This window comes from Rosettibacter primus (assembly GCF_036860675.1).
Lineage (GTDB): Bacteria > Bacteroidota > Ignavibacteria > Ignavibacteriales > Melioribacteraceae > Rosettibacter > Rosettibacter primus.
Window position 1 is genome coordinate 441,338 of sequence record NZ_JAYKGK010000001.1, and the last position, 13,081, is coordinate 454,418.

Here is a 13,081-nt window from a genome sequence, read left to right on the forward strand (position 1 = left end):
TTAAACTTTGACCTTACTTTTCTTTGAGCCATTTGTAGGATTTGAATAATAGTAATAATATTTGTAATAAGAACTATAACCGCTTCTATATTGAAAATTATTCAATACAACTCCCAGAAACGATAAATTATCTCTTCTTAATATATCGACTGATTTTTCCATCAAATCAACTTCAGTATTGTTTGCAGAAACTACAAGAATAGTTCCATCAACATATTGAGCTAATATTTCAGAATCTGTTACAGCAATAAGAGGAGCAGAATCAAGAATTATATAATCAAAATCCTTTCTTAATTTTTCCAGAAAAGATTCCATTTGAGTAGAACCAAGAATTTCAGAAGGATTAGGAGGAATCGTACCGGCACTTATATAAAATAAATTATTAACTGGAGTATGACGCAAAATTTGTTCAAAAGATGCTTGACCAAAAAAGTAATCAGTAAAACCTGGAAATCTTTTTTCATTAAAAACATTATGAACTCTTGGTTTTCTCAAATCTGCATCTAACAAAAGTGTTTTAAAATTTGCAAGAGCAAGACTTCCAGCAAGATTTACCGAAGTGGTTGTCTTACCTTCAAGTGACATTGAGGATGTTACTAAAATTATTTTTAAGGATTCTTTATCAATCTTAGAAAATTTAATTCTTGTTCTAAGGGCTCTATAAGCTTCGCTTGCACTTGCATCAGGTTTTTTTGCAACAATAAATTCTAATTCTTTATTATTACTATTTAATCCTTCAATTTGAGGTATCCATGCAAGAATATTAATATTTCTGTTTTGAATATCTTCAGGAGTTTTAATAGTATTATCAAAACGATTACGTACAAATGCAAAGCTAACTCCCAGTCCTAAACCTAAGAATAATCCTATTACTACAATTAAAGGTCTATTTGGTTTAGCTGGTTTAAGTGGAATAAGTGCAGGGTCAATGATTAATACATTACCTGGGACAGATTGTTCATTAATAATTGCTTCTTGATATTTCTCTTCAACTTGAAGATATAATTTTTCATATGCAGATTGTTCTCTTGATAATCTTGCAAGGTCAATTGAACTTGTAGGAAGTTTGCTTAATCTTTTATCATATTCTCCAACAATTTCATTCAATTTTTTATATGAGGCTAATAATGACTGATATTTTACTTCTTCTTCAAGAACTTTTTTTGTTAAATCTTTTATTTCATCAGGACTTGCAGCTAAGATACCAGCACGATAGACTGTAAGCTGGCTGTTTAATTTTTCTCTTAAATCGTTAATCTTAGAATCAAATTCTCTAATTATCTCATCTTTCTTACGTGAATCTCTACTCGAAGATAATGCACGATCTTTTTGTGTCATTAAATCTGCAATTTGCATTTGTAAATTTTTTATATAAGGTTCTGTTGCAAAACTTTCAATATAATCTTTTATGTTTGGATCTTTCTTTGCTAATTCAGCTTTGTATTGATTTAGAGTTTTCTCTGCAATAGTCAAATCAATTTTTGTTGCATTCATCTTAGCTTCAAAATCTGTTGTTTGTTCTATTAAAGCTCTTGCTTGTTCTGGCAGCTGAACTATACCTTTTTGTTCTTGATAATTTCTTAATGCTTCTTCAACCTGAGCAAGTTCAGAAAGTTTTTCTTCACGTTGTTGTGCTAAAAAATTTTTTATTGCTGTTAATTGTTGACGATTATATTCAAGGTTCAATTCTTTGTAAGCTGCAGCATAACTATTTGCTATAATGGCTGCTTCTTTTGGTGATGGGGATTCAACATTAATTTCAACAATATCCAGACCGCGTTTCTGGTCAATCGAAACCGCTTTCTCTAAAATATCTATAATATCTTCTTTAGGAAGAAGCACAGGAATGCTTTTTTGTTCGGAATTATCTATTATTAAGCTAAAAATATTTTTTGTACCTGAAGTTTTGAAACTATCAATTAATGCTTGTGCAACTTTATCTCTTAATTTGTAACTCTTTAATATTTCAATTTCATTTGCTATAAATCTGTCACTTCCAAAATCCTGAAATTCAGGTATTAATGGAGAATCTAAGATACTTCCTTGCGGTTTTGTAATTTTTAAGGCTGTTGTAGTTTTATAAATGTCAGGAGCATTTATAGCATAAACTGCACCAATAATCAAACCTGTCAAACCAATAATTATTATAACACCGAGATTTAGTTTTATCAAGTTTACATATTCTCTCAATGAATTTGAGTCCTGATAATCTCTGTTGTTTACTGCTTCCACAATACCCTCATTAATTTCTTGTTATGTTTAGGATTAATATAGATAATGATATTAAAGCACTCAAAACAGAAACCCAAATACTAACTTTATCTCTTGTATATAATCTTGGAGCACCTGGTACAACCAGAATATCACCAGCTTCTAAATTAGGAGGTTTTTTATAAGCTTTTGTTAATTTACTTTCATACATAATATCATTATAATCAATTTTTATTAGTACCTGTGTAGAATCTTCATTAACACGATAAATTCTTAAATCATCAAGATGAGCTGCATCAGTCGGACCACCCGCATATGATAATAAATCAATAACAGTAGTATAAATTGGGACTACATATTTCCCAGGATAGCGAACAAAACCCCAAATCGATACTTTTATATTAACGGCTTCAGGGTCAGAAAAATCAAAATAGCCTGATGCCTGATTGTAACGATTAAACAAATTTGATGAACCAAGTTCATAATCCTTAACCTGAGCATCTATTGATGAAAAAATTAGAAGGAAAAATGTTAGTATAAATAATTTTCTTTTTATCATTAAGCCCTCACCTTAAATCTTCCTGTAAAATTGTTAATGAAATTGTTCTAGATGAAAAATAACTTCCAATAAATCCTAATATTATTCCAGTTAATAATGCAATTATATAATTGCCCTTAAAAACTATGCTCAATTTAATATTATTTAGTAAGGTAATCAATAATAACTCTAAAATATAATTAATACCAATACATATTATTCCTGATATTATTCCAATTAGAATTCCATATAATATGATTGGAATCTTAATGGTTGATAATTTTGCTCCAACAAGCTTCATTGTTTGATATAAATTTTTATTAGATTCTATTTGAATTCTGCTGTTTGTATAAACAAGATAAATTGAAAGTAAAATTAATAGAACAGAAAATATGTACACAATTACTTGACCGGATTTCAAATATTTCAAAATCTTTATAATAAATTCATTATCATAAACTACATCTGTTATACCTGAAATTGACTTTAATCTGTTTATTTCTGTAATAATATTTTCATATGATATTTTTTCTGGCTTAAATTTTATAATAAAAGAAGGTGGTAATGGATTTTCTGTTAACACATCTCTAAAGTCTTCTCCAGTATCTCGTATAAATTCTTTTACTGCTTCTTCCTTACTTATAAATTTTATAGATGCAATATTTGGTTGATTTAATATTTCTTCGTGTATTAATTGAATTCTTGATGAATCAATAAAATTCTCTAAGAATACAGTGACTTCTATACTTTTCTTTATTCTTTGAGAATACTTATTAGATAACTGGATTACTAGGATTGAAAAACTTGTCATCAATATTGCAATTGTAGTAACTGATATAATTACAACTGATGCAAAAGGTGAACGGTTAAAAATTCTCAAAGCTTCTTTAATGTAAAATGTTATCATAACAATTAGAAATTTGATTCATCTATCCAGTGAATAATCTTCCATTTATTATTTGAATCTTTGTTTAACTCAAGATTAACTTTACCATCAACATAAACTATATCTGTTGGGTTAAATGTTATTGTTAAATTAAAGCTTCTTACAATATGAGTGGAATCGCCACTGATTGATACAATATTATTCCAAATCAAATCAAGTCGTTGTGAATTTTGAAAAAGTCCATATGTAACTCTCATCTCTTCATCTCTTCCCCAGCTTACATCTGCACCAATGTTGTAATCCCGATAAGTAAAGATGAAATTTTTATCTAATAGTTGGCTATAAATTAAAGTATCCTTAAAAGTGTAAGCATACTGGAAATTTTTAAAAACACCCTCCACACTTGACAAGTCACTTATTAGACTTTGTGAGCCGCTTAAATTTTCATCAAGTTTTGGAGCAAATGGGTTGTAGCAGCTATTTATAATAATTACCAAAAATATAAATGCAAATTTTTTAATAAGCTGTCCTCCCTTTTAACTCGCTCCAGCATAAAAAATTTTCTTTTTTAATATCCTGCCACTCAACAATTGACCATTGTTCTCTTGAATCATAAAATATTTTAAACTGCGCACTTCCTTTATAGGTACCGCCAATTAATTGATTGTTTGAATTGATTGTCAATATATAATCAAAATAATAAACAGCACTATCTCCAAATAAATATTTCTGAGTGTTCTCCATTAATAAATTTATATTTTTGCCTTGAGGTAATTTCGATATTAAATTTATAAAATATTGCCTTTCTTCTCTAATTGTCCAGTTGTTCAACACAGGATATTGAGCGGATGAACCGGATGCAGGTATAAAACTAAATTTCTTTTTCAAGAATGAAGTATCAACAAAACAAGAGATATAGTTTTCAATAATTTTTTCTTCTACTGAGGATTTGAAATTATTAAACAGAATTTCTGGAGATGTTGCTGCCAAAAAACTGGAACTTGGTTTATTCGGTTCCTCAGGATTTCTTGTCGTAAAAATATCACATGAGATTAACAAAGAAAAAATAATTGTTATATAAAAAAATCTTCTTATCATTTTCTGAAAAATAAAATTAATCTCGGTGAAAGATTTTCATGAAATTCGTTTCCATCATAATCACCAAAAATCTTATCAAATTTATATCCCGCTTTTAAAAATTCGTCGATTATTGTATTTACATCATACAATTTAACAGATTCAAAATATTTTTCTATCGAATTATTACTTGAAATTGTTATTTCTTTAATAACTCTGTCGTTTACAATTTTTCTTTTTTCAATTACTCTTAAATTATTAATAATTTTTTCTGATTGTGGTACTAAATTTTTCTCTAAATAATATTTATTAAAATAATCCATTACATAATAACCATTTTCTTTGAGAAAATTTACCGCTCTTCTTATGAAACTAAAATTTTCGTCATCATTTTCAAAGTAACCAAAGCTTGTGAATAAATTCAGTATTAAATCGAACCCAGTCTTAAAGCAAATTTCTCTGATATCTGCTTGTATCAAATTTAATTTAACATTTTGAAAAACGGAATTCTCATAAGCTTTTCCCAGTAAATTTTTGCTAAGGTCAAAACCAAAAACTTTATAACCTTTAAGTGAAAGATAGATTGCATGTCTGCCCGAACCACATGCTGCATCAAGAATTTTTGATGATTCAGGCAGATTAGTTACAGATAAAATTAACTCAGATAACCTTTTTGCATCTGAGTCATCACGATGATTATATACATAAAGGTAGTTAGGAGATTCGAACCAATCTTTATACCAATTTTGCATCACAATGTTATTCTTCCGCTAAAGGCTCTACCAATTGTTGCAGGGTCAGCAAATTCAAGGTCGCCACCAATTGGTAAACCACGAGCAATTCTTGATACTTTAATTGGATATTGCTTTAATAATTTTATTAAATACAACGAAGTTGTATCGCCTTCGGTATCAGGATTAAGTGCAAGAATAACTTCATTAATCCCACCTTTTTCAATTCTTGAAATAAGTTCTTGAATATGAAGTTGTTCTGCCGTAACATGAGCAAGCGGATTTAATACTCCACCAAGGACATGATATAATCCATTGTACTCATTTGTTTTTTCAATTGCAATCACATCGCTTGCTTCTTCAACAACACATATTATTGAATGGTCTCTTTTAGGACTTAAGCAAATATCACATTTTTCACCAACAGAGAGATTAAAACATTCTGAACAAAAACGAATTTTTGTTTTTAAATCTGATAATGCTTGGATAAGTGCGTTTACACTGTTCTCATCACTTTTTAAAATGTAAAGCGCTAATCTTTGAGCTGTTTTCTTCCCAATAGATGGAAGTTTGCTCAGTTCATCAATTGCTTTTTGTAATGGTTCTGCTATCAACAATTTTAAAATCCAGGTATGTTGAATCCAGGTGGCAGCATTCCTTTAGTAATATTTCCGATTTCTTCTTCTGCTAATTTACCAGCAGATTGCAAAGCTTTATTTACTGCAGCTACAATCAAATCTTCTATCATTTCCTTATCGCCGCTTTTAATAATTTCATCATCTATTGTAATTGAAATAATTTCTTTTTTGCCATTTGCAACAACTTTTACCATTCCACCACCACTTTCTTCAGTTACAGTTTTATTTTCCAGTTCGGCTTGAACTTTTGCCATCTCTTCCTGCATTTTTTGAATTTGCTTTAACATTCCCTGCATATTAAAATTCATTTATCCTCCTTTAAATAATTATTTTTTTCTGATTGCAGCACAAAATTACCAAAAAAAATATTCACAAGAAATTAAAGCAAGAAAATATTAGATTTGCAATCGTTCTTAATAGATTAATGAGATTTATGATTTCTAAATATGGCATTAATACATTTATAATTCTTGCTGCTTTTTCGCTAATATTAGTAGCAGTATCTTTTTTAATAAGCAACAATTGGATTAAATACACATTATTAATTGTAGGAATTTTATTTTTACTTTTTAACATCAATTTTTTTAGAGACCCCGAACGAAATACGCCTGAAGGTGATAATATAATTGTTTCATCAGCTGATGGAGAAATAATTAGCATAAAAGAAGTTTTTGAAAAAAGATTTATAAATGACAATGCAATTCAAGTGTCAATATTTATGTCACCTCTTAATGTTCATGTCAATCGAATTCCAATTAACGGCACAATTGATTATTTGAATCACATCAAAGGTGATTATTTAGTAGCATTTCATGAAAAATCAGATTTGAGAAATGAGAGAACTGAAATTGGGATAACAAGCAAATACGGCAAAGTATTATTCACACAAATAGCTGGTTTCATTGCACGAAGAATTGTTTTTGATTTAAGACTTGGAGACACAGTCAAAGCAGGTCAAAGATTTGGAATGATTAAATTTGGAAGTCGTTCCGATATAATTGTTCCTAAAAACTGGAATATTAAAGTAAAAGTTGGAGATAAAGTAAAAGCAGGTGAAACAATAATTTTTGAGCATATAAATGAATAAACTATTAACAAAATCATTCATTGCTAATTTTATTACATCATTAAATATTTTTTGCGGTTTTATTTCAATAATTTATGCTTCTCAAGAAAATTTTAAGATGGCTGCAATATTTATAATTATTGCTGCAATATTTGACACAATGGATGGATTGATAGCAAGACTTTTAGATACTTCGAGCCGTTTTGGAGTTGAACTGGATTCACTTTCTGATATTGTAAGTTTTGGATTAGCTCCCTCTTTTCTTGTTTATAAAGCTTATGCCTTTCAATATGATTATATTGGCATAATTATCAGTTCATTTTTATTAATAGCTGGTGCTCTTCGACTTGCAAGATTTAATATTTTAATTGAAGATCTTAAAACAAAAAGTGATTTTACCGGACTTCCAATCCCACTTTCTGCTCTTACAATTTCTACATTGATTTATTCTTATTATCAAGATTCAAAAATTGTAGAACCTTATAATAATTTTATATTTCCATTAATAATTATCCTTTCGATATTAATGGTAAGCAAAATTAAATATAGAACATTGCCAAAATTTAGCAGCAAAAAATTTATAAAGAAATTATTAATATTTTTGATATTAATTATAATTTTACTTTCTGCAATTGTTACAAACGGTAAATATCTTTTCTTTGTTTTTCTTTCGGTTGTACTTTTTGGAATATTGAATCATATATATTTATTACTCAAAAAGACACAAATAAATTAATGGAGTAAAAAATTGTTCAAAGCAGTAGTTATTGTTAAAAGAAGACCAAAAATACTTGACCCGCAAGGCAAAGCGGTAGAGCAAGGAGCAAAATTGCTGGGATTTAATAATGTTAAAAACACAAGAATCGGTAAATACATTGAATTTTTTGTTGATACAGACGACAGAGATGCTGCTGAAAAAGAAGTTCTTGAATACAGTCAAAAATTATTATCAAATCCAATAATGGAAGATTTTGAATACACTCTTGAAGAAGTAAAATGAAACCAAAATTCGGCATTATCGTTTTCCCTGGAGCCAATTGTGACCACGATGCCTATTACGCTACAAAAAAAGTTTTAGGTTATGATGCAGAATTTATATGGCATAAAGAAAGAGATTTGAAGAATTCTAATGTTATAATTCTTCCCGGTGGTTTTTCTTACGGCGATTATTTACGAACTGGCGCAATTGCAAGATTCTCTCCTGTTATGGAAGAAGTAATAAAATTTGCTGATAAAGGTGGAATAGTAATTGGTATCTGCAATGGTTTCCAGATTCTTCTTGAATCAGGTTTATTACCTGGTGCAATGCAGAAAAATCAATCTTTAAAATTTATCTGCAAAGATGTATACATTAAAATTGAGAACAGAGAAACAATTTTTACAAAATCCATTAAACAGGATGTACTCAAAATTCCAATTGCTCATGGTGAAGGAAATTACTACGCTGACGAAGAAACTCTTAAAGCACTTGAAGAAAATAAACAAATAGTTTTTAAGTATTCATCAAAAGAAGGTAAGGTTTATAAAGAATTTAATCCTAATGGTTCTCTCAAAAATATTGCAGGCATAGTAAACAAAAATGGGAATGTACTGGGTATGATGCCTCATCCAGAAAGAGCTTGTGACCCATTGTTGAAAAGAACTGATGGAGCTCTAATCTTTAAATCAATTGCAGAAAATATGGTTTATTAAAATAATTTTATAAATATAACTGGAGGTAATTATGTTTGGCAATTTAGGTGCGTCAGAAATATTAATTATTGTACTTGTAGTTTTGCTACTGTTCGGTGCGAAAAAAATCCCCGAACTGGCTCAAGGTATTGGCAAAGGTATGAGAGAATTCAAAAAAGCATTGCGTGATGTTGAAGAAGATATAAAATCAATCGATAAAATTGATGATGAAAAAAAAAATGAGGATAAATCTTGAAAGGTTACAAAAATCATTTTGAAAAAGTTGAAAAGATAAAATCAGGTGAAATTTCTCTTCGCCAGAATGTAAATTATTTCTTAAAAAGAATAGAAGAGAATTCTAATCTTAACTGTTATAATTTTGTTTTCAATGATTGTATTGAGCAGGCTGATATTATTGAAGAAAAAATAAAAAATGGGAAAGCAGGAAAACTTGCAGGAATGGTAATTGCGATTAAAGATGTTCTTGCTCTAAAAGATAAACCTATGACATGTTCTTCAAATATTCTTAAAAATTTTATATCAATTTATACTTCAACAGCTGTACAAAAATTGATTAATGAAGATGCAATAATTATAGGCAAGACAAACTGTGATGAATTTGCTATGGGTTCATCAAATGAAAATTCTGCATTTGGACCTGCCTTAAATCCACACGATGCAACAAGAGTTACTGGAGGCTCGAGCGGAGGTTCTGCTGCCGCTGTTGCGGCAGATTTATGTGATGTTTCATTAGGAACAGATACTGGTGGCTCAATTCGTCAACCAGCAGCTTTTTGTGGAATATTTGGCTTAAAACCAACATACGGCAGAGTTTCAAGATATGGATTAACTGCCTTTGCGTCATCTTTCGATACTATTGGACCATTTGCTAAATCTATTGAAGATATTGCTCTCGTGCTCGAAGTAATCTCGGGAAAAGATGAAAAGGATTCTACAAGTCAGGATACACCAGTCCCTGAATTTTCTAAAAACATTTTAACCGACAAAAAATTTAAGATTGGAATTCCAAAAGAATATTTTGGTGAAGGACTTGATAGTGAAATTAAAGATGCTATTAATAATCAAATTGAAAAACTTAAATCCAATGGTCATCAAATAATTGAAATTTCATTGCCTCACACTGAATATGCAATTGCAACTTATTACATCCTTACAACTGCCGAAGCATCATCAAATCTATCTCGATATGAAGGTGCTCATTACGGATATCGTGCAGAACAATCAGGTGATTTAATTGATATGTATACAGAAACCAGAACACAGGGTTTTGGCAAAGAAGTAAAAAGAAGAATTATGCTTGGGACATATGTTTTATCTGCAGGTTATTACGATGCTTATTATCGCAAAGCACAAAAAGTAAGAAGATTATTAAAAAATGACTTTACTGAGGCTTTTAAATCGGTTGATGTAATATTAACTCCAACAACTCCAACTGTTGCTTTTAAGATAGGTGAAAAATCTTCAAATCCGCTTGAAATGTACTTGAGTGACATATATACAACATCAGCAAATTTAGCTGGAATTCCCGGCATTAATATTCCAATTACTAAAAATAAAAATGGATTGCCAATCGGAATGCAGCTTATGGCAAATCAATTTGAAGAATTAAAGCTGCTGCAATTATCAAAAGTAATTGAAAGCTTGAAATAAAAATTGTGATACTGTAAAAATTTTGGGATAATGATCAAAAATTATTTCAGATAAAAAACTACTATGTGGATATTATTAAATGCTTAAAAATAATTTTCCAATTTTAAATCTGCGAAAATCTTTTAAAATCTTTGTTTTCAGTGTCCCATTTTTAAAAACTACTTTTTAGTCAGTTCTATTTATTTTGTCTTTCGATTTAAAATAAAAAGTCCCGCAAAAATTAGCGGGACATTTAGAAGGAGGGAAGTTATGATTAATACATATCCCCCATTCCACCATGAGGCATAGCGGGAGTCTTTTCTTCTTCTTTCTTTTCATAAACTACAGCTTCAGTTGTAATTAAGAGTGAAGCAACCGAAGCAGCATTTTCAAGAGCAGTTCTTGTAACTTTAGTTGGGTCAATTACACCAGATTTCATTAAGTTTTCATAAGTTTCTGTTTGAGCATTAAATCCAAAGTCATCTTTTCCTTCAAGAACTTTGTTAAGAACTACAGCACCTTCAAGACCAGCATTAGCAGCAATTTGTTTTAATGGTTCTTCAAGAGCTTTTTGAACAATTTTAACACCGGTTAATTGATCTTCATTTTCTACTTTTAGATTTTCTAACGAAGCAATTGCTCTTACCAAAGCTACACCGCCACCAGGAATAATTCCTTCTTCAACAGCAGCTCTTGTAGCATGAAGAGCATCTTCTACACGAGCTTTCTTTTCTTTCATTTCAACTTCTGTAGCAGCACCAATCTTCAATACAGCTACACCACCAGAAAGTTTAGCAAGTCTTTCTTGTAATTTTTCTCTGTCATAATCAGAAGTTGTTTTTTCAATTTGAGCTTTAATTTCGTTAATTCTCTTTTTGATTTCATCAGGTTTGCCGGCGCCTTCAACAATTGTTGTATTATCTTTATCAACAGTAATTTTCTTAGCTCTGCCTAAATACTCAAGTGTAGCATTTTCTAACTTGAAGCCTCTTTCTTCAGAAATGACAGTACCATCAGTTAAAATAGCAATATCTTCGAGCATTGCTTTTCTTCTGTCACCAAAGCCAGGAGCTTTAACAGCACATACTTTCAATGTTCCGCGTAATTTATTTACAACAAGAGTAGCAAGAGCTTCACCTTCGAGGTCTTCGGCAATAATTAATAAAGCACGACCAGCTTGAGCAATCTTTTCAAGAATAGGAAGCAAATCTTTCATTGCAGAAATTTTCTTATCATGAATCAATATATATGCATCTTCAAGAACTGCTTCCATTGTTTCAGAATTTGTAACAAAGTAAGGTGAAATATAACCGCGGTCGAATTGCATACCTTCAACAACTTCGAGAGTAGTTTCAGCTGATTTGCTTTCTTCAACTGTGATAACACCATCTTTACCAACTTTTTCCATTGCATCGGCAATTAAATCACCAATAGCTTTATCATTGTTGGCAGATATTGAACCAACTTGAGCAATTTCTTCACGACCTCCAACTTCTTTGCTAATGGATTTTAAATATTCAACAACTTTAGCAACTGCAAGGTCAATACCTCTCTTCAAATCCATTGGATTTGCACCAGCAGTAACATTTTTTAATCCTTCACGGAAAATAGCTTGAGCCAATACTGTAGCTGTTGTAGTACCATCACCTGCTACATCACTTGTCTTTGATGCAACTTCACGAACCATTTGTGCACCCATATTTTCAATTGGGTCTTCCAATTCAATTTCTTTTGCTACTGTAACACCATCTTTTGTAACTGTAGGTGCACCAAATTTTTTATCTAAAATTACATTTCTACCTTTTGGACCTAATGTAACTTTAACTGCATTAGCTAATTTATCAACACCAGCTTTTAATGCATTTCTTGCTTCCGAACTAAATTGAATTACTTTTGCTGCCATAGATTCCTCCTTTTTTTATTCTAAACTTTATTTGTTAATAATTCCGTAAATATCACTTTCTCTCATGATTAAATAGTCTTCTCCATCAATTTTAATTTCAGTTCCAGAATATTTACCGTAGAGAACAGTATCTCCTACTTTAACATGCATGCTAATTAATTTGCCATCTTCAGTAATTCTTCCTTCACCTACTGCAACAACAGTTCCTTCAATTGGTTTTTCTTTTGCAGTATCCGGAAGTATAATTCCCCCTTTTGTTTTTTCTTCTGCTTCTTTTGGCTTTACGATAACTCTGTCGGCCAAAGGTTTAATTTTGAATTCTGCCATAAGTTACCTCCTTTTATTTAATTTATGATTAGCACTCATTTTTAGCGAGTGCTAAAATATAATTTGAGTATGATTTTGTCAAGAGGAATTTTTATAAATTATTCGAAATTTAACTAAAAACGAAAGATTTTTAAATAATAGTGAGGATATTAATGTGAATTTAAATTGTAAGTTTTTACTTTATCAAGAAATCAGAAAATCATTGATTTTAATTAAAATTATTAATTACTAAAAATTTGTTATCCATTTTAAAAGGCTGTTTTTTATTATAAAAACGAATTTTATTACGCTAATAAATCCTGTTTAATATGGTCTTTTAATTAAGAGAGATAAATCTCGCATAACTATTGATATCTCACAGCTCTACTTAAAAGAATAAATTG

General features: G+C 30.1%; 16 protein-coding genes. 6 read left to right on the forward strand and 10 right to left on the reverse strand.

The features are described 5' to 3' along the window. The 8 genes from VJY32_RS01880 to VJY32_RS01915 are packed head-to-tail and all read right to left on the reverse strand — an operon-like array spanning position 1 to position 6,389. Complete coding sequence (locus VJY32_RS01880; protein ID WP_353676179.1) at positions 1-2,232, reverse strand: GumC family protein; 2,232 nt, start codon at positions 2,230-2,232, stop codon at positions 1-3. Between the two features lie 10 nt (positions 2,233-2,242). Continuing rightward, positions 2,243-2,770, reverse strand: a complete 528-nt coding sequence (locus tag VJY32_RS01885) for an SLBB domain-containing protein (RefSeq protein ID WP_353676180.1) — start codon at positions 2,768-2,770, stop codon at positions 2,243-2,245. Positions 2,771-2,777: 7 nt separating this feature from the next. Next, positions 2,778-3,656, reverse strand: a complete 879-nt coding sequence (locus VJY32_RS01890; protein WP_353676181.1) for a cell division protein FtsX — start codon at positions 3,654-3,656, stop codon at positions 2,778-2,780. 5 nt (positions 3,657-3,661) lie between these two features. Then, positions 3,662-4,132: a hypothetical protein gene (locus VJY32_RS01895; RefSeq protein ID WP_353676182.1), complete on the reverse strand. Its 471-nt coding sequence runs from the start codon at positions 4,130-4,132 to the stop codon at positions 3,662-3,664. 19 nt (positions 4,133-4,151) lie between these two features. Continuing rightward, entirely contained in the window at positions 4,152-4,733 is a 582-nt protein-coding gene (locus VJY32_RS01900; RefSeq protein WP_353676183.1) for a hypothetical protein, read from the reverse strand. Beyond that, entirely contained in the window at positions 4,730-5,464 is a 735-nt protein-coding gene (locus VJY32_RS01905; protein ID WP_353676410.1) for a class I SAM-dependent methyltransferase, read from the reverse strand. Before VJY32_RS01905 ends, VJY32_RS01900 begins: the two co-directional genes overlap by 4 nt. Beyond that, complete coding sequence (gene recR / locus VJY32_RS01910) at positions 5,464-6,060, reverse strand: recombination mediator RecR (protein WP_353676184.1); 597 nt, start codon at positions 6,058-6,060, stop codon at positions 5,464-5,466. Before recR ends, VJY32_RS01905 begins: the two co-directional genes overlap by 1 nt. A gap of 2 nt (positions 6,061-6,062) precedes the next feature. Next, complete coding sequence (locus VJY32_RS01915) at positions 6,063-6,389, reverse strand: YbaB/EbfC family nucleoid-associated protein (RefSeq protein WP_353676185.1); 327 nt, start codon at positions 6,387-6,389, stop codon at positions 6,063-6,065. Between the two features lie 125 nt (positions 6,390-6,514). Here VJY32_RS01915 and VJY32_RS01920 point away from each other — a divergent pair, with 125 nt between their 5' ends. The 6 genes from VJY32_RS01920 to gatA are packed head-to-tail and all read left to right on the forward strand — an operon-like array spanning position 6,515 to position 10,489. After that, entirely contained in the window at positions 6,515-7,168 is a 654-nt protein-coding gene (locus tag VJY32_RS01920) for a phosphatidylserine decarboxylase family protein (protein WP_353676186.1), read from the forward strand. After that, positions 7,161-7,883, forward strand: coding sequence for a CDP-diacylglycerol--serine O-phosphatidyltransferase (pssA, locus tag VJY32_RS01925; RefSeq protein ID WP_353676187.1), 723 nt, complete (start codon positions 7,161-7,163; stop codon positions 7,881-7,883). The genes VJY32_RS01920 and pssA overlap by 8 nt, the downstream gene beginning before the upstream one ends. 12 nt (positions 7,884-7,895) lie before the next feature. Then, complete coding sequence (gene purS, locus VJY32_RS01930; protein WP_353676188.1) at positions 7,896-8,147, forward strand: phosphoribosylformylglycinamidine synthase subunit PurS; 252 nt, start codon at positions 7,896-7,898, stop codon at positions 8,145-8,147. Continuing rightward, complete coding sequence (purQ, locus tag VJY32_RS01935; protein ID WP_353676189.1) at positions 8,144-8,839, forward strand: phosphoribosylformylglycinamidine synthase subunit PurQ; 696 nt, start codon at positions 8,144-8,146, stop codon at positions 8,837-8,839. Before purS ends, purQ begins: the two co-directional genes overlap by 4 nt. Positions 8,840-8,870: 31 nt before the next feature. After that, on the forward strand, positions 8,871-9,074 hold the full coding sequence (locus VJY32_RS01940) for a Sec-independent protein translocase subunit TatA/TatB (protein WP_353676190.1): 204 nt from the start codon (positions 8,871-8,873) through the stop codon (positions 9,072-9,074). Further along, entirely contained in the window at positions 9,071-10,489 is a 1,419-nt protein-coding gene (gene gatA, locus VJY32_RS01945) for an Asp-tRNA(Asn)/Glu-tRNA(Gln) amidotransferase subunit GatA (protein ID WP_353676191.1), read from the forward strand. Before VJY32_RS01940 ends, gatA begins: the two co-directional genes overlap by 4 nt. A 253-nt stretch (positions 10,490-10,742) precedes the next feature. On the opposite strand, the gene groL is transcribed toward gatA, so the two are convergent. Together groL and groES are read right to left on the reverse strand one after the other, a co-directional pair. Beyond that, positions 10,743-12,371 (reverse strand): chaperonin GroEL, encoded by a 1,629-nt coding sequence (groL, locus tag VJY32_RS01950; RefSeq protein ID WP_353676192.1) that lies wholly within the window; start codon positions 12,369-12,371, stop codon positions 10,743-10,745. A 27-nt stretch (positions 12,372-12,398) separates the two neighbouring features. Continuing rightward, entirely contained in the window at positions 12,399-12,698 is a 300-nt protein-coding gene (gene groES / locus VJY32_RS01955) for a co-chaperone GroES (protein WP_353676193.1), read from the reverse strand. Between the last annotated feature and the right edge of the window lie 383 nt (positions 12,699-13,081).